General features: G+C 74.5%; 15 protein-coding genes. 10 read left to right on the forward strand and 5 right to left on the reverse strand.

Features of this window, described 5'->3' with window-relative positions; translation table 11 throughout:
• A partial coding sequence (locus I4I78_RS17405) for an acyclic terpene utilization AtuA family protein (protein ID WP_308252183.1) occupies positions 1–1,279 on the reverse strand: 1,279 nt, incomplete at its 3' end.
• Positions 1,280–1,600: 321 nt separating this feature from the next.
• Here I4I78_RS17405 and I4I78_RS17410 point away from each other — a divergent pair.
• Both I4I78_RS17410 and I4I78_RS17415 read left to right on the forward strand, forming a co-directional pair.
• Positions 1,601–3,598: a hypothetical protein gene (locus I4I78_RS17410; protein WP_218612395.1), complete on the forward strand. Its 1,998-nt coding sequence runs from the start codon at positions 1,601–1,603 to the stop codon at positions 3,596–3,598.
• A gap of 93 nt (positions 3,599–3,691) precedes the next feature.
• Positions 3,692–4,918: a cytochrome P450 gene (locus I4I78_RS17415; RefSeq protein ID WP_218612396.1), complete on the forward strand. Its 1,227-nt coding sequence runs from the start codon at positions 3,692–3,694 to the stop codon at positions 4,916–4,918.
• Here I4I78_RS17415 and I4I78_RS17420 read toward each other — a convergent pair.
• A complete protein-coding gene (locus I4I78_RS17420) occupies positions 4,901–5,860 on the reverse strand; it encodes a pseudouridine synthase (RefSeq protein WP_218612397.1) in 960 nt (319 codons plus the stop codon). The genes I4I78_RS17415 and I4I78_RS17420 overlap by 18 nt on opposite strands.
• 74 nt (positions 5,861–5,934) lie before the next feature.
• Here I4I78_RS17420 and I4I78_RS17425 point away from each other — a divergent pair, with 74 nt between their 5' ends.
• From I4I78_RS17425 to I4I78_RS17440, 4 genes are all read left to right on the forward strand, one after another.
• On the forward strand, positions 5,935–6,558 hold the full coding sequence (locus I4I78_RS17425) for a LysE family transporter (RefSeq protein ID WP_218612398.1): 624 nt from the start codon (positions 5,935–5,937) through the stop codon (positions 6,556–6,558).
• A gap of 116 nt (positions 6,559–6,674) precedes the next feature.
• Positions 6,675–8,090, forward strand: a complete 1,416-nt coding sequence (locus I4I78_RS17430) for a GntP family permease (RefSeq protein WP_218612399.1) — start codon at positions 6,675–6,677, stop codon at positions 8,088–8,090.
• Positions 8,091–8,115: 25 nt separating this feature from the next.
• Positions 8,116–9,339, forward strand: a complete 1,224-nt coding sequence (locus tag I4I78_RS17435; protein WP_218612400.1) for a CaiB/BaiF CoA-transferase family protein — start codon at positions 8,116–8,118, stop codon at positions 9,337–9,339.
• A complete protein-coding gene (locus I4I78_RS17440; protein ID WP_218612401.1) occupies positions 9,336–10,253 on the forward strand; it encodes a hydroxymethylglutaryl-CoA lyase in 918 nt (305 codons plus the stop codon). Before I4I78_RS17435 ends, I4I78_RS17440 begins: the two co-directional genes overlap by 4 nt.
• A 4-nt stretch (positions 10,254–10,257) precedes the next feature.
• On the opposite strand, the gene I4I78_RS17445 is transcribed toward I4I78_RS17440, so the two are convergent.
• The gene (locus I4I78_RS17445; RefSeq protein WP_308252184.1) at positions 10,258–11,034 is read right to left on the reverse strand and encodes an IclR family transcriptional regulator; all 777 of its coding nucleotides are present in this window, start codon (positions 11,032–11,034) and stop codon (positions 10,258–10,260) included.
• A 10-nt stretch (positions 11,035–11,044) separates the two neighbouring features.
• Complete coding sequence (gene xylB, locus I4I78_RS17450) at positions 11,045–12,463, reverse strand: xylulokinase (protein ID WP_218612402.1); 1,419 nt, start codon at positions 12,461–12,463, stop codon at positions 11,045–11,047.
• 95 nt (positions 12,464–12,558) lie between these two features.
• Between xylB and I4I78_RS17455 the strand changes: the two genes are divergently transcribed.
• From I4I78_RS17455 to I4I78_RS17465, 3 genes are all read left to right on the forward strand, one after another.
• Entirely contained in the window at positions 12,559–12,747 is a 189-nt protein-coding gene (locus I4I78_RS17455) for a hypothetical protein (RefSeq protein ID WP_218612403.1), read from the forward strand.
• Positions 12,748–12,816: 69 nt separating this feature from the next.
• Entirely contained in the window at positions 12,817–13,575 is a 759-nt protein-coding gene (locus I4I78_RS17460) for a glucose 1-dehydrogenase (protein WP_308252185.1), read from the forward strand.
• Positions 13,572–14,615 (forward strand): phosphotransferase family protein, encoded by a 1,044-nt coding sequence (locus I4I78_RS17465; protein ID WP_308252186.1) that lies wholly within the window; start codon positions 13,572–13,574, stop codon positions 14,613–14,615. The genes I4I78_RS17460 and I4I78_RS17465 overlap by 4 nt, the downstream gene beginning before the upstream one ends.
• A 4-nt stretch (positions 14,616–14,619) precedes the next feature.
• Here I4I78_RS17465 and I4I78_RS17470 read toward each other — a convergent pair whose 3' ends face one another.
• Positions 14,620–16,095, reverse strand: coding sequence for a cytochrome P450 (locus tag I4I78_RS17470; RefSeq protein WP_308252187.1), 1,476 nt, complete (start codon positions 16,093–16,095; stop codon positions 14,620–14,622).
• Positions 16,096–16,174: 79 nt separating this feature from the next.
• Between I4I78_RS17470 and I4I78_RS17475 the strand changes: the two genes are divergently transcribed.
• On the forward strand, positions 16,175–16,792 hold the full coding sequence (locus I4I78_RS17475; RefSeq protein WP_218612404.1) for a TetR/AcrR family transcriptional regulator: 618 nt from the start codon (positions 16,175–16,177) through the stop codon (positions 16,790–16,792).
• Positions 16,793–16,908 lie beyond the last annotated feature (116 nt).

Raw genomic sequence — 16,908 nt, forward strand, 5'->3', positions numbered from 1 at the left:
AGTCGATCCGCGGCCACGGCTCGCTCACCCGCTGGGCGTGCCCGTCGTGGTGGAAACCGGGGAATCCCTGCAGGTAGAGGCTGCCGACGGCGGGGACGAAACGGCGCAGCGGCTCGGGGTCGCGGGCGGTGGCGATCACCCGGATCGGCACCGTCGCCTCCCACTGGCTGGCCGGGTCGGGGGCGGCCGTGCCCAGGGGCGTCACGTCGAGCTGGTCGACGTGCCCGTCGAGCTGGGAGCGCAGCTGCTCGCGCAGCAGCGCGACCTTCTCGGCGACGTTCGGCGAGGTGCAGAACAGCATCTGCGAGATCTCGTAGCCGATCGGCGCGAACACCGCGATCTTCGCCGTCGGCGGCGGGGGCGAGCCGGTGACCGGCCCGATCGCGACCCGGTCCGGCCCGACCTGCTCCAGCGTCACCGTGTCCAGGTGCACGGTGGCGTCCGGGTTCAGGTAGCGCGGACCCTGGATCTCGTAGACGAGCTGGGCGGTCACCGTGTCCACGGTGACCATGCCGCCGTCGCGGGAGTGCTTGGTGATCACGCTGCTGCCGTCGGCGGCGACCTCGCCGATCGGGAAGCCGCACTTCACCATGCCCGGGACCTGCGTGAACCCGGAGAAGTTGCCGCCGGTCGCGTGCGCGCCGCACTCGATCACGTGCCCGGCGGTGACGGCGCCCGCCAGCGCGTCCCAGTCGTCCGGGGTCCAGCCGTGCCACCAGGCCGCGGGACCGGCCGTCAGCGAGGCGTCGGTGACCCGCCCGGTGACGACGATGTCCGCGCCGCCGGCCAGCGCGGCCGCGATGCCGAACCCGCCGAGGTAGGAGTTGGCCGCGATCGGCTCGACCCCCCAGTCCTTGAGCGGCGCGCCGGTGTCGAGATGCTCCATCCCGTGCCCGTCGGTGTGGAAATCGCCGAGCCGGTCCAGCACGTTGTCGCCCTCGACGTGTGCGACCCGAAGCGACAGCCCGGCCGCGGCGACCCGTTCGCGCAGCGCCTCGGCCAGCCCGGCGGGGTTGAAACCGCCCGCGTTGGTGACGACCTTGATCCCGCGCTCGGCGAGCGTGCCCAGGTGCGGCTCGAGCTGGCGCAGGAAGTAGGCGACGTACCCGCCGCTCCCGTCCTTGCGGTAGCCCGCGGCCAGCGCCGCGAGGGTGACCTCGGCCAGGTAGTCGCCCATCAGCACGTCGACGGGGTCGCCGGCCAGTGCCTCGTCGATCGCGGTGAAGCGGTCACCGAGGTAGCCGGAGAAGTTGCCGATCCGGATCGGGGTGCGGGACACGTGGGAGAACCTCCGGCGTCGAGGGGCGGTCGAGGGGCGCGGCGGGCCCCTCGTCGGCCCACGTGACCAGCTCGCCCCGCCCGGTGCAAGCGCGGCCCGTCGCATCTCGCCGTCCGCCGGGCGTGTCGGGGCGCGGACCAGGGCCGATCGGTGCCGCGGGGGCACCGCCCGACACCGCCCGGGCCACCGCCCACCGCATCCGGGGCGGCTCGGAGGCAACCAGCCGGTAGATTCTGCACCCGAGCGTGCCCGGGTCGACGCGGCCCGGGTCCGTAGGCGTCCGAGGCACGGGCGTCGCACGAGCCGTTCGGAGGACATCGCGTGCAGCGAGACGACCCGTCGGGCACCCGGCCGGGCGGTCCTGCGCCAGCCGGCTCCCGCGAGGACGACGCTGCGCCCGGGGCCGACGGCGACGCCGTCATGGCCGCCGTGGCCCACCGGCTGCGGGCCCGTTCCGAGCGCCAGCAGCTCCTGACCGAGCGTCTGCGCAGCGGCGAGCTGCGCCCCGGCGCCCTCGCCGACCTCGCCGAGCTGGCCGCGGCCGCCCGTCGCGGGGTGCGCGACGGCGACCACATCCTGGTCATGTCCGGCACCCCGCCGACGCCGCGCGGCGGTGCTGCGGTGCCGCTGGGGCAGGCGCTGTCCGCCGCGGTCGCCGCCAGCGAGGCCGCCTCGCGCACCGTCGTCCCGCCGTCGCCGAGCGTGTCCCTGGACGGGGCCGCCGAGCCCGTCTTCGGCCAGATCCTCGCCGAGCTGCTCGCCCACGCGGTCACCACGACCGGCCCGGGCGAGCGTCTCGAGCTGCACAACCGCTACGCGCCCGACGGCGGGGTGGTGCTGGAGCTGCTGTGCACGCGTCCCGCGCAGAACCGGGCCCCGGTCGAGGACCTGGACCGGATGCTCGCCGCCGGGCGCCCGGACGGCGCGGTGGCCCCGCACGAGATCGGTCTCTACGTCGCGGCGCGGCTCTCGCGCGTGATCGGCGCCCGGCTCGGGACCCGCAGCGCCGCCGGCACCCAGGCCGTGCCCGGGCTGTTCCCGGTCGCGGTGCTGCAGCTGCCGCCGTCGTTGCTGGCCGGTGGGCGCGGCGGCCCGGACTCGATCCGCACCGAGGACGTCGTCGCGCCCGGCGCCGAGGAGATGACCCCGTTCCCGGGCGCCCCCGCGGAGCCGGTGACGACGTCCGTCCCGGCCGCCCAGCAGTCCGTCCCGCCGTGGCCGCCGGTCCCGTCCGGCTCCGAGGCCGGGCCCGGCAGCGCCGCGTCGGCCGCCGCAGCCGCCGCGGCCCAGGCCCCGACCGGGCAGATGCCGACCGGGCAGGCTCCCCAGGGCCAGGGCCAGGGCCAGGGCCAGGGCCAGGGCCAGGGGCAGGGCGGACCATCTGCTCGTCCGATGCCGCTCGGGGCCTGGTCCCGGCAGCCGAACGTGTCCCAGCCGAACCAGCCTCCGGCCGTTCCCGGGTACCGCAGCGGTCCTCAGGCCCCTGCCGGGCAACCGCCGTCCCTGCCGGTGCCGCCGCCCGCGCGCCCGTTCCCGGGGCCGGGTGGGCCCCCGTCGTCCCAGGCTCCCGCCGGACAGGGCCAGGTTCCCGCCGGGCAGGGCCAGGCCCCCGCCGGGCAGGGCCAGGTTCCCGCAGGGCAGGCGGAGCGGCCCGCCGCCGACGCGCCGCCGGTGACCGAAGCATTGCCGGTCCCGGGCACCACCCCACCGGTGGAGCTGTTCGGGCCGTTCGACACCGAGGTACCGGTGTCCACCGACGACATGGACGGCACGCCGATCTTCGCCGCCGTCGCGTCGGCGTGGTTCCGGGACCCGGAGGCCGGCGCGGCCTCCCCGCAGACCACCGCACTGCCGACGGCGGGCCCGAACGGCTCGCGCCCCGGCGGGCCCGCCCCGGAGAACTGGTCCACCGTCGGCGACGCCGAGTTCGAGGCCGCGCGCCTGCGGGCGAACCGCGTCGTCGAGTCGCCGACGACGGCGCAGGGCCTGCCGCAGCGTCGTCCCGGCCAGCAGATGGTCCCGCCGTCGCGGCGTGACGTCGGCGCCGCGCGGCACGCCAGCTCGATGGAGCGCCAGCCCGACCGCGTCCGCAACCGCCTGGCCAGCTACCAGCGCGGCCTGCGCGAGGGCAGGCACCGCGCGGCCGAGGAGCACCAGGGCGCCAACGGGAGCGGGCCGGTCGCGAACGGGAACGGCCCCGCGCCGTGGCCGGTGTCGCCGGTGCCCGGCAACGGGCGCCCCTCCGCGCACGGGTTCCGGGGCGATGAGGACACCAACGGCGTCGCCCCGTTCGGGCAGAACGGCCGCAACGTCGGCTGACGGCGTGGTCGCCGCACGTGATCATCGTGCCGGACCGGGGTAGCTTCGGAGGCGCAGCGACGCCGACCCGAACCGCGCACCCGGAGGTCCTCCATGACCACCAGCACCACCACGCCGATCGAGCTCGACCACGAGTTCCTGCAGGATCCGCACGCCGCCTACCGGCTGCTGCGGGAGGAGCGCCCGGTGACGCGGGCCGTCACCGGGATGGGCCTGAGCGTCTGGGTGGTCACGCGCTACGCCGACGTCCGGGCGGCCCTGAACGACCCGCGACTGTCCAAACAGGGCAGCCGGTTCGGTGAGATCCTGACGCGGCACTCGGTCTCGCCGGAGCGTCTCGTGCAGTTCTCCGAGGTCTTCTCCGAGCACATGCTCAACTCCGACCCGCCGGACCACACGCGGCTGCGCAAGATCGTCAACCGGGCGTTCACGGTGCGCGCGATCGCTCGCATGCGGGAGCGGATCGAGCAGATCGCCACCGGCCTCGCCGACGACATCGCGGCCCGGCTGGAGGCGGGGGAGCGGGAGATCGATCTGCTCGACGCGTTCGCCTTCCCGCTGCCGATGACCGTCATCTGCGAGCTGCTCGGGGTGCCCGAGGCGCGCCGCGACGACTTCCGGCACTGGTCGAACACGCTGCTCTCGCAGGGCGAGCCGGAGACCCGGGCGGCGGCGAGCCGGGAGATGGGCGCGTTCCTGTCCGATCTCGTCGAGAGCAAGCGCGAGGCCCCCGGTGAGGACATGCTGTCCGCGATCGTGGAGGAGACCTCGGACGCGGACCGGCTGAGCACGAACGAGGCCGTGTCGATGGCGTTCCTGCTGCTCGTGGCCGGGCACGAGACGACGGTGAACCTGATCGGCAACGGGATGCGCGCCCTGCTCACCCACCCCGAGGAGATGGACCGTCTGCGCGAGGACCTCGACCTGGCCCCGAAGGCCGTCGAGGAGTTCCTGCGCTACGACGGGCCGGTGAACCTCGCGACCCTGCGCTTCACCGCCGAGCCGGTGACGATCGGCGGCGCCGAGATCGGCGAGGGCGAGATCGTCATGATCGCGCTGGACTCGGCCGACCGGGACCCGGAGCGCTACCCGGACCCGGACACCCTGGACCTGACCCGCGACACGAGCAACCACGTCGCTTTCGGCTACGGCATCCACCACTGCCTCGGCGCGCCGCTGGCCCGGCTGGAGGGCGAGGTCGCGTTCCGGACCCTCGTCGGCCGGTTCCCGCAGATGACCCTGGCCGCCGAGCCGCAGGACCTGGCCTGGCGCGAGTCCACGCTGATCCGCGGCCTGCTCCGGCTACCGGTCCGGCCGTGATGACCAGCCGGCGTGGTCGTCCCACGCCTGCAGGGTGCGGCGGCTGGAGAACCGGCGGAGCTCGCCGCTGACGGGGTCGGTGAACTCCAGCGTCCTGGCCAGGAGCTGCAGCGGGCGGTCGAAGTCGGACAGCGGCCGTTCGCGCAGGTCCGGGTAGAAGTCGTCGCCCAGGATCGGCACGCCCAGCCCGCTCATGTGCACCCGGAGCTGGTGGGTGCGCCCGGTGTAGGGGGTGAGCCGGTAGCGGGCCAGCGCTGATCCGTCCGGGCCGTCGCGGTGCCCGTCGAGCTCGACGAGCGTCTCCGCGTTCACCGGCCCGTCCTCGGTGACGGCCTGGAACACGCCGCGCTCCTTGACGATCCGGGAGCGGACCGTGCGCGGCAGCTCCAGCGACGGTGGGTACGGCGCGATCGCCTCGTAGGTCTTCGCGACCCGCCGTTTCGCGAACATCGTCTGGTACGCCCCGCGCAGCTCCGGGCGCACGACCAGCAGCAACAAGCCCGCGGTGGCCCGGTCCAGCCGGTGCGCCGGGCTCAGCGCGGGCAGGTCCAGCTGCCGTCGCAGGCGCACCAGGGCCGTCTCGAGCACGTGGCGCCCGCGCGGGATCGTGGCCAGGAAGTGCGGCTTGTCGACGACCAGGACGTCGTCGTCGCGGTGCACGATCCCGATCTCGAACGGCACCGTGACCTCGTCGGGCAGGTCGCGATGCAGCCACAGGAACGTCCCCGGGGCGAACGGGCTGTCCGGGCGCAGCGGGCCCTCGGTGCCGACGATCTCGCCGCCGGCCAGCATCTCGTCGAGCCGGGCCGGGTCGACGCGGGGGAGCCGGTCGAGCAGGTGCGCGCGCATGGTCGGCCACGTGCTGCCGTCGTCCGGGGTGCGCAGCCGCGCGGGGTCGAGCCCGTGGCGCTGCGGCAGCGGGGATCGGAGCCGGCGTCGCACCCGGCCCAGATTACGGGCGGGGTGAGCAGATTCTCCCTGGGGTCCTGCTCCGCCGGTCGCTAGCGTGGTCGCTCGTGAGCTGGGCTTCCTACGGTGCGTACCTGTTGATCGTCGTCGTACTCGTGCTGGTCCCCGGGCCGGACACCGTCGTGCTGCTGCGCTCGTCGGTGGTCGGCGGGCGCCGCGCCGGACTGGCGACCACGGCCGGGGTGTTCACCGGCAACGCCGCGCAGGGCAGCGCCGCCGCGTTCGGGCTCGGCGTGCTGCTGGCGCAGTCGCAGACGCTGTTCACGATCCTGCGCTGGGCCGGCGTGGCGTACCTGTGCGTCCTGGCGTTCGGTGCGCTGCGGGCGGCCGTGCGCGGCGACCACCCCTCGCTCGACGGCGCGGCGCCGGCCCCGGGCGGCGCGGCGAAGGCGTTCGGGCGCGGGCTCCTGTCCAACGTGACCAACCCGAAGGTCCTGATCCTGTACCTGTCGGTGCTGCCGCAGTTCCTGGTGCCCGGGGTGACCGGGACCGGCGACGCGCTGCTGCTCGCGCTGACCGTCGCGGTGCTGGGCGGGGCCTGGCAGGTCGGGTTGGTGCTGACCGTGCACCGGGCCCGCGTGTGGTTCTCCCGGCGCCGCGTGCGCCGCAGCGGTGATGCGGTCTCCGGCGTCGCGCTCCTGGGATTCGGGGCCGCACTGGCCGCAGAGTGACTCGGCACGACAGCTTGCTTGCATCGTGGGTGACAGTTCATGATGTGAGCGCACGCGACCGACATCGCCGTCGACGACGCGCCCGCCACGGGCCGTCCTGCCCCGTGGAGAACCTCTTGTCCGACACCGCGATCATCGTCAACACGGTCGTGGCCGTGCTGGCCACGGTCCTGCTCATCGTCCGGTTCCGGCTGAACCCGGTCGTCTCGCTCGTCGTCGGCGCGGCCTACCTCGGCCTGACCGCCGGTCTGGGCGTCGAGGGCACCGTGGAGGCGATCACCGGCGGGTTCGGCGACATCCTGGCCGAGGTCGGGCTGCTGATCGCGTTCGGCGTGCTGACCGGCGCGATGCTGCAGCGGGCGGGCGCGATCGAGCGGCTGGTCTCGATGCTGCTGCGGGTCTGCGGCCCGCGCGGGATGCCGTACGCGACCGCCGTCACCGTCGGTACCGTCCTGCAGTCGATCTTCGTGGACGTCCTGCTGGTGATCTCGGCTCCGCTGGCGCGGCGTCTCGCGCCGCGGATCGGCGCGCAGGGCCTGCCCCGGATGGCGACCGCCCTGGCGATCGGGCTGGAGTGCGGGATCGTCCTCATGGTCCCGGGCGTCGGCGCGCTGGCCCTGGCCGGTCTGCTCGGGGTGCCGCTGGGGACGATGCTGCTGGCCGGGTTCGTCCTGGTGGTGCCGACGGTGCTGATCGCGGTCGGGATCATGACGTTCCTGTTCCGCCGGGGGTGGTGGGACCCGGTGCGCGACGAGCAGGCAGAGCTCGCGGTCGCCGTCGGAGCCCCCGGACCGGGCCCGGACCGGGAGCCCGCCTCGGCGTCCACGGTGACGTCGGCGACCGGGTCCACCGCGCCCGCAGACGACGGGCCGGGCCCGATGCGCCGCGACGTCCCGCTCGCGGTGCTGTTCACCCCGCTGCTGGTGGCGCTGCTGCTGATCGCGGTCGGCGCGGTGCTCGAGGTCGCCGAGGTGTCGATCCCGGTGCTGGCGTTCGTCGCCGAACCGGTGATCGCCCTGCTGATCGGGCTGATCGGCACCATCGCGGTCTGCACCTACGCGACCGGTGCGAGTGCCGTCGAGGAGTCGGTGGCGGGCGGGTTCCGGGAGAGCGGGCAGATCCTGATCCTGACCGGTGTCGGCGGCTCGCTGGCCACCACGATCCAGAAGGCCGGGCTCGGCGAGATCCTCGGCCAGTACTTCTCCGCCAACACCGTCGCCCCGCTGCTGATGGTCTGGCTGATCGCGGCCGTGCTGCACGTCGCGATCGGCTCCGTGACGATCTCCGCGATCACCGCGGCCGGTGTGCTGGCCCCGGTCGCGCCGATCATCGGCCTGAGCCCGGTGCTGGTCGCGCTGGCCGCCGGCGCCGGGTCGCTGTTCGCGGTGCACGTCACGTCCAACACGTTCTGGTTGCTGCAGTCGCTGATGGGGCAGACGACACGTGGTGCGCTGAAGACCTGCTCGGTCGGGGTGTCGGTGGCATCGGTCGTGGCGATCCTGCTGATCCTGCCGATGTCGCTGGTGTTCTGACCGTGAGACCGCAATGAGAGGTGCCATGACGACCGACCTGCCGCTGTCCGGGGTGCGGGTGCTCGAGCTGGGCAACTACATCGCCGCCCCCACCGCGGGGCGCCTGCTGGCCGACTTCGGAGCCGAGGTGATCAAGGTCGAGCGGCCGCGGACCGGTGACGAGGTGCGCAACTGGCGTCTCTACGCCGGCGACACCTCGATGCTCTACCGCACCCTGAACCGCAACAAGAGCTCGGTCGTGCTGGACCTGCGCACCGACGCCGGGCGCGACGCCGTCCTCGCGCTGGTGGCGCAGTCCGACGTGGTGCTGGAGAACTTCCGGCCCGGCACCCTGGAGAAGTGGGGCCTGGGCCCGGACGCGCTGGAGGCGGCGAACCGCGACGTCGTGCTCGTGCGGGTCTCCGCGTTCGGCCAGACCGGCCCGCTGGCGCACCGCCCGGGCTTCGCCGCCGTGGCCGAGGCGATGGGCGGGCTGCGCGAGCTGGTGGGGGAGCCGGACCGGCCGCCGTCGCGCACCGGGGTGTCGATCGGCGACTCGATCGCCGGGCTCTACGCCGCGTTCGGCGCGATGATGGGCCTGTTCCAGCGCGAGACCCGGCGCGGCACCGACCGCCCGGTGCACCGCCGCATGGACGTGGCGCTGAACGAGGCCGTGCTGTCGATGATGGAGTCGCTGATCCCGGACCACCTGGCCTACGGCGTCGAACGGCAGCGGGTGGGCGGCCGGATGGAGGGCATCGCCCCGTCCAACGCCTACGTCTGCGCCGACGGCGGCAGCGTCGTCATCGCCGGGAACGGGGACTCGATCTACGGCCGGTTCATGGAGGTCATCGGACGTCCGGAGCTGGGCACCGAGCCCGACCTGGCCTCCAACGCGGGTCGCTGGGCCCGGCGCGACGAGCTCGACGCCGCGATCGAGGCCTGGACGAGATCGTTGCCCCGCGCCGACGTCCTCGCGCGGCTGGAGGAGGCGGGCGTCCCGGCCGGGCCGATCTACGCCGCGCCCGACATCGTCGCCGACGAGCAGTTCCGCGCCCGCGACATGATCCAGTACTTCGACGTCGACACCGGGGGCGACGCACCGGAGCGGGTCGGCTTCCCGGGCGTCGTGCCGGTGCTCGACGGCACCTCGGTCCCGGTCCGCAGCGTCGGCCCGGACCTGGGCGCGAACACCTCCGAGGTGCTCACCGGGCTCCTCGGCTACACCGACGAGCAGGTCGCCGCGGCGGCCGGGACGGAGACCTCGTGACCCTGCTGCGTGATGTCACCCTGCGCGACGGCCTGCAGCTGACCGGCAAGCCCCTGGAGACGTCGAAGAAGGTCGAGCTGGTCCGCGCGCTGCTGGCCGCGGGCGTGCCCGAGCTGGAGATCGGCTCGCTGGCCCGCGGCGACATGGTGCCGCCGCTGGCCGACACGCTCGACGTCGTCGCCGCCCTGGACCCCGAGGAGCTGGAGCGCTGCTGGGTGTGGGTGGCCACGCCGCGACACGTGGAGAAGGCGGTCGCCGCGGGCGCGCGCAACGTCCAGTACTGCCTCTCGGTCTCCGACGCGCACAACCGGGCCAACATCGGCCGCGACACCGAGGTCAGCCTCGCCGCGATGCCGGCCGCCGTCGAGCACGCGCTCGGCGCGGGCGGACGGATCCAGCTGTGCCTGGCCACGACGTTCACCTGCCCGTTCGACGGCCCGGTGGACCCGGACCGGGTGCTGCAGATCGCGAACGACCCCCGTGCCGAGGGCGCGGTCGACATCGTCCTGTGCGACACGCTCGGCCAGGCGGTCCCGTCGCAGGTGTCGTCGCTGCTGACCCGGGTGCGGGACGAGGCGCCGGCGCGCCGGATGGTGTTCCACGGCCACGACACGTGGGGCCAGGGCGTCGCGAACTCCCTCGCCGCCGTCGCCGCGGGCGCCGAGATGGTCGACGGTGCGCTGGGCGGGCTGGGCGGCTGCCCGTTCGCGCCCGGGGCCAGCGGCAACACCGCGTCGGAGGACCTGCTGTTCGCCCTGCGCCCGGACTGGCTCACCCCGGCGGTGCTGGCCGGCCTGGTGGAGCGTTCCGAGGACCTGCTCGCCGACCTCGGCGAGCCGAACCGCTCCCGCGCCGCGCAGGGCGTCCGCTCCGAGGCGAGCGCGTTCTCCTGGACCGCGGGCCCGCGCCGCTGACCGGTCACGTCGGGGGGCGCCCGCCCAGGGTGCGGGTCAGGCGGGTGGCGTGGTCGACGAGGAGATCGACCCACTTCTCGCACTGCTCGCGGGGCATCCGGATGGTGGGACCGCTGATCGTCAGGGCGCCCGCCGGCCCGCCGGAGGCGGCGAACACCGGCGCCGACAGCCCGGACGCGCCGTCGTCACGCTCGGACGAGGTGATCGCGAAGCCGTCGCGACGGGTCTGCCCGACGAGCTCGCGCAGGACCTCCGGCGTGGTCACGGTGTAGTCGGTCAGGGTCTGCAACGGGCCGGTGAGCACCTGCGCGGCCAGCTCGTCGTCCCAGGCCAGCAGTACCCGTCCGGCGGACCCGGCGTGCAGCGGGACGATCTTGCCGACGTGCATCTCGCGGCGCAGCGCGTGCCGGGTCTCGGCGACCGCGACGCACACCCGGTAGCCGTGCTCGGCGCGGAAGAACGCGGCCGTCTCGCCGGTCGCGTCGCGGATCTCGCGCAGCACCGGCGCGGCCAGCTCCAGGACGTCGACGCCGCGCGCGGCCGCACCGGCCCAGTAGGCCATCCGGACGCCGATCCGGACCCGGTCCCCGACCCGGTCCAGCATCCCCTCGGCGACCATGTTCGACACCAGCCGCTGCACGGTCGAGGTCGGGATGCCGGTCGCCTGCTGGATCTCGCCGAGGGAGAGCACCGGCCGGGTGAGCGTGAACGCGTCCAGGATGTCGGTGATCTTGCCCAGGACGAGCAGCGGCCTGTGCCGTGAGTCGTTCTCGGGCGCCACGCGTGCGACCCTACCGGCGCGACAGGTGCAGGTCGGCCGCCTCGCGGTAGCGGTCCCACAGCCCCGGGGTCTCCTCGCCGTCGAAGCGCGCCGGGTCACCGGACGGGCTCCACTGCGGCGGGGTGTCGCCGCCGCGCAGTGCCCACGCGGCCTGGCGCGCGGCGCCGTCGGCGACGTACTCGCCCGGCTCCGGCACGGTCACCGGCACCCCGAACACGGTCGGTGCGATCGCCCGCACCGCCTCGGACCGTGCGGCCCCGCCGACCAGCCGCACGCCCGTCACCGACACGCCCTGCCCGGCCAGCGCGTCCACCCCGACCCGCTGCCCGCACAGCATCCCCTCGACGGCGGCGCGCGCCAGGTTCTCCCGGGTCGCGTTGCGCAGCGTCATGCCGTGCACGGCACCGGTCGCGTCCGGCAGGTTCGGGGTCCGCTCGCCCTCGAGGTACGGGACGACGGTCAGCCCGTCCGCCCCCGGCGCGGCGGCCAGCGCGAGCCGCGACAGCTCGTCGAGGTCGACGCCGAGCAGGCGCGCCGCGGCGTCCAGCACACGCGCGGCGTTGAGCGTGCAGACCAGCGGCAGGAACGCGCCGGTCGCGTCGGAGAACCCGGCGACGATCCCGCTCGGGTCGCGGGCCTGGCGCCCGGCCCGGGCGAACACGGTGCCCGAGGTCCCCAGCGAGACGACGACGTCGTCGCCCGCGCCGACGCCCAGCCCGGCCGCGGCGTTGTCCCCGGCCCCGGCGCCGAGTCGGAACCCCGGCCCGTCGACGGACTCGGCCGGTCCGAGCACGCGGGGGAGCGCGACCTCGCGCCCCAGCTCCACCTCGCGACCCAGCGCCCGGGACAGCAGCTCCGGGCGGTAGTCGCCGGTGCGGCCGTCGAAGTACCCGGTGCCCGAGGCGTCGGACCGGTCGGTGACCAGCGACTCCAGACCGCCTTCCGAGCCCGCTGCGCCGCGCAGCTTCCAGGTCAGCCAGTCGTGCGGCAGGCACACCGCCGCGGTCCGCGCGACGCTGCCGGGCTCGTTCTCGGCCAGCCAGCGCAGCTTCGACACCGTGAACGAGGCCACCGGGACGAGTCCGGTCAGTTCCGCCCAGCGGTCCGCGCCCAGCTCGTCGACGAGGTCCGCGGCAGCCTGCGCGGATCGGGTGTCGTTCCACAGCAGCGCCGGGCGGACGACCTCGCCGTCGGCGTCGAGGCAGACCATGCCGTGCTGCTGCCCGGCCACCGCCACGGACTCGACGCCGTCCAGACCGCCTGCGTCGTCCAGTGCCGTCTGCAGCGCGGTCCACCAGTGCGCCGGGTCGATCTCGGTCCCGTCCGGGTGCGCGGCACGTCCGGAGCGGACGAGCTCCCCGGACTCCGCGTCACGCACGACGACCTTGCAGGACTGCGTCGAGGAGTCCACACCGAGCACGAGGGCCATGGCGCCCACCCTGCCATCGGTGCGGCGCCGGTGGCGACGATCGCCGTCCGGTGACCGCCCCGGCGGATCCGCCTGCGACCTGAGACCCTGCTCCCATGAGCGACGAGCAATGGTTCTACTGCCTCGTGCACAAGACGGTCGAGCCGGGCGCGGGATGCCGGGCCGCGGACCGGCTGGGCCCGTACCCGGACAAGGAGACCGCCGCGCGGGCGCTGGAGATCGCGCGCGAGCGCACCGAGGCGCAGGACAAGGCCGACCGCGACTGGGACAAGGGCAAGGGCTGAGGGCACGGGCTGGGGCCCCGGCCCTCGGCGACGGTGCGCCGCCGGCACCTCGCGTGGCAGGGTGAGCGGGTGGTCGACGGGGACGCGGGACGGGTCGTGGTGGTCACCGGCGGTAGCCGGGGGATGGGCCGGGAGATGTGCCGCGCGTTCGCGGCGCAGGGCGACCGGGTCGTCGTCGCCAGCCGCAAGGCGCCGGCGTGCGAGTCGCTCGCGGCCGAGCTGCGCGACGAGTTCGGGGCGACCGCGCTCGGGATCGGCGCCCACGTGGGCCGCTGGGCCGACTGCGACGCGTTGGTGGACCGGGTCCTGCACGAGTTCGGCCGGATCGACGTGCTGGTCAACAACGCCGGGATGTCGCCGCTGTACCCGTCGCTCGACGAGGTCACCGAGGAGCTGTTCGACAAGGTGATCGCGGTGAACCTGCGCGGGGCGTTCCGGCTCGGCTCCCGGGTGGGCGCGCTGATGGCCGAGCGCGGCGGCGGGTCGATCGTCAACATCTCGAGCATCGCCGCCGTCGAGCCGAGCCCGGTCGAGCTGCCCTACGCCACCGCCAAGGCCGGGCTCAACGCGCTCACCGTCGGCCTCGCGCGCGCCTACGCGCCGGCGGTCCGCGTCAACACCGTGATGCCGGGACCGTTCCGCACCGACATCGCGACGAACTGGCCGCCGGAGGTGCTCGAGCGTTTCGAGGACGGCACCATCCCGCTGCGCCGGGTCGGCGAGGCCGACGAGATCGTCGGCGCCGTGCTGTACCTGACCGGCCCCTCCGCGTCCTACACGACCGGCGCCACGATCAAGATCGACGGGGGCCTCGCGTGGTCGACGTGACCGACCTCGTCGACACCGGCGCCCTCGCCGGCTGGCTGCGCACCCAGGGGATGGACGGCGAGATCACCGAGGTGACCCCGCTGGCCGGCGGCACCCAGAACGTCGTGCTGCGCGTCGTCGTGGACGGCAGGCGGCTGGTGCTGCGCCGCCCGCCTGCGCACCCGCGCCCGAACTCCGACCGCACGATCGCCCGCGAGATCACCGTCCTGCGCGCGCTGGCCGGGTCCGGGGTGCCGCACCCCGAGCTGGTCGCCGGGTGCACCGACACAGACGTGCTCGGCGTCGTGTTCTACCTGATGACCGACGTCGACGGGCTGAACCCGGGTGAGGCGGTCAGCCCGTCGCAGGAGGCGTCGGAGCAGCTGCGCCACGACGGCGCGCTGGACGTCGCACGCGCGGCCGCCCGGCTCGGCACGCTGGACCCGCACGCGATCGGGCTGGGCGGGCTGCAACGCCCGGGCAGCTTCCTGGAGCGTCAGGTGCCGCAGTGGCGCACACACCTCGCGGGCTACGACGAGGTTCCGGGGTACGAGTCCGGCACGCTGCCCGACGTCGACCTGGTCGCGGACTGGCTGGAGCAGAACCGCCCGCCGGACGCCGCGCCGGGCGTGGTGCACGGGGACCTGCACCTGAACAACGTGATGCTGCACCGCACCGAGCCCCGCGTCGCGGCGGTCATCGACTGGGAGATGTGCACGGTCGGCGACCCGCTGCTGGACCTGGGCTGGCTGATGGTCACCTGGCCGCAGGAGCCGGTCGGGATGAGCGCCGGACCGGCCCTGTCCGCGCTCGGCGGGCTCCCGTCGCGCGCCGAGCTCGTCGCCGCCTACGCCGACGCGGGTGGGCGGGACACGTCGTGGATCGACTTCTACACCGCACTGGCCGGGTTCAAGATGGGCATCGTCCTGGAGGGCACGCAGGCGCGCGCCGCGGCCGGGCAGGCACCGGCCGCGGTGGGCCGCACGCTCCACGAGCACGCGGTCGGGTTGCTCGGCCTCTCCGGCGCGGTCGCCCGCGGACAGTGGTCACCCACGCAGTGAGCGCTCAGCGGCGGTGCAGGCGCACCGGGATCCCGCCGACCGGCACCGGGAGCGACGTGTTGTCCCAGCGCAGGCGGTATCCCGGCTCCACGTCCCAGCGGTAGCGACGCAGCATCTCGTGCAGGATCGCGGTCACCTCCAGGGTCCCGAAGTGCAGCCCGATGCACTTGTGCACCCCGCCGCCGAACGGCACCCACGCGTCCCGGTCGGAGCGGTCCTCGCGGCGGTCCGGGCCGAAGCGCTCGGGGTCGAACGTGTCCGGGTCGGTCCAGCAGGACCGGTCGTAGTGGTTCACCGCCGGCGCGACCACGACCCGGGAGCCCTCCGGCATGTGGAACCCGGCGACGGCGGTGTCCTTCACCGCGGTCCGCATCACGATCGGTACCGGGGCGTCCATCCGCAGTGCCTCGCGGATCACCAGGTCGAGGCTGGTCAGGGACCTGAGGGCGGCGACGTCCGGGGTCGCGTCGCCCAGCGATGTCGCCAGCGCGTCGGACTCCGCGCGACAGCGTTCCTGCCACTGCGGGTTCCGGGCGAGGTGGTACGCCGCCGACGCCGCGGTGATCGTCGACGTGTCGTGCGCGGCCATCATCAGGAAGATCATGTGGTTGACGACGTCGTCGTCGGAGAACCGCTCGCCGTCGTCGGTCACGGCGTGGCACAGCGCGGAGAACAGGTCCTCGCCGTCGCCGGCCCGCTTGGCCTCGAGGTTGGAGCGGAACCAGCTCTCCAGGTAGGCGCGACCGCGCAGGCCCTTGCGCCAGCGGGTGCCGGGCAGGTCCTTGCGGACGAACGAGTTGGCCGCGCGTACGCAGTCCACGAACGCCTGGTTGACCGCACGGGCCTCCGGCCCGCTGCGGCCGTCCATGAAGACCTTCTGCGCGACGTCGAGGGTCAGGCTCTTCAACGCCGGATAGAGCCGCAGCTCCGGATCCCAGGTCGGGAGCACCTCCCGGACGACCGGCGTCGTCTCGGCGACATAGGTCTCGATCCGGGGCGCGGTGAACGCCTCCTGCATGATCCGCCGGTGCGCCCGGTGCTCGTCGAAGTCGAGCAGCATCAGCCCGCGGTGGAAGAACGCGTCGATCGTCGAGCGCCAGCCCTCCTGGGAGAACGCCTTGTCCCGGTTGGTCAGCACCTCGCGGGTCGCCGCCGGGCCGGTGACGACGACCGCCCGCCCGAGCGGGCTGCGCATCCACCACAGGGGCCCCAGCTTCCGCGAGCGGGCGCGGGTGAACTCCGAACCGAACCGGACGTAGCTCAGCGCGTGCCCGAGCAGCGGCATCCCGGCGTCGCCGGGGATCGGGCGCAGCCCCTCCGGCGCGGGGGCGAACGGGCCGGGCCTGCGCCCATGAACGCCGCGGGCCAGCAGCGCGGCGTCGAGCCGGTCCGGCGCGGGCACCGTGAGCACGGACGACCAGCGCTCCCGCGCACCACGCACGAGGCGCCCGGCCACGGTCTGACGTTCGGTGACGGTCACGTCCCTCTCCTTCGACAGACGGCGACGACGAAGCCCGACGTTAGACACATCGGCACCAAGTGTCCAGATCGTTGACCGGGTGACCGAGATCGTCCACGCTGGTCCGATGGTGCAACGACGGTCGATGGCGCAGCGCAGCCGGGAGGTGCTGCGTTACGAGGCGCTCGACATCGCCGAGGAGCTGGTGCTCGGCTGCGGGCCGCGCGGGCTGTCGATGCGCGAGCTGGCCGGGCGGGTCGGGGTGAGCCGGCAGACGCTCTACAGCGAGTTCGGCGACCGGGGCGGGGTCGCGGCCGCGCTCGTCCTGCGCTGCACCGACCGCTTCCTGGACCGGATCGAGACCGCCCTCGCCGCCGAGGACGACCTGTACGCGGCATGGGTGGCGGCGGTGGGTGCCGCGATCACCGAGTCGTCGGCGAACCCGCTGGTCAAGGCCCTGCTGACGGGGGAGGGTGCGGCCCCGGAGCTGTTCGGCGCCGAGTCCGGCCCGATCGTCGCCGCCGCCACCGACCGCAGCGTGGCCTACCTGCGCCGCGCGTTCCCGGACCTGGACCCGGACGCGGTCGCGCTGGCCGCCGAGACGGCGACCCGGCTGACCGTCAGCCACATCGTCCTGCCGAGACACCCGCCCGAGCAGGTAGCTGAGCAGGTCGCGACGGTCGTGGTCGCCATCCTCGCCCGCGACGTGGAGCCATAACGCTGATCGCGCACGACCAGGGCCGCGTCGTGGAGCCCTAACGCGGCTGGCGGGCAGCCCGGGCCGCGTTGTGGAGCCATGATGCGGCTGGCGGGCAGGCCGGGGCCGCGTTGTGG

The organism is Pseudonocardia sp. KRD291, assembly GCF_019263595.1.
Classification (GTDB): domain Bacteria; phylum Actinomycetota; class Actinomycetes; order Mycobacteriales; family Pseudonocardiaceae; genus Pseudonocardia.

Bases quoted from the DNA above. Each gene is read 5' to 3' on its own strand.
- xylB (WP_218612402.1), bottom strand. From the start codon at position 12,463: ATGGCCCTCGTGCTCGGTGTGGACTCCTCGACGCAGTCCTGCAAGGTC.
- I4I78_RS17455 (WP_218612403.1), top strand. From the start codon at position 12,559: ATGAGCGACGAGCAATGGTTCTACTGCCTCGTGCACAAGACGGTCGAG.
- I4I78_RS17435 (WP_218612400.1), top strand. From the start codon at position 8,116: ATGACGACCGACCTGCCGCTGTCCGGGGTGCGGGTGCTCGAGCTGGGC.
- I4I78_RS17415 (WP_218612396.1), top strand. From the start codon at position 3,692: ATGACCACCAGCACCACCACGCCGATCGAGCTCGACCACGAGTTCCTG.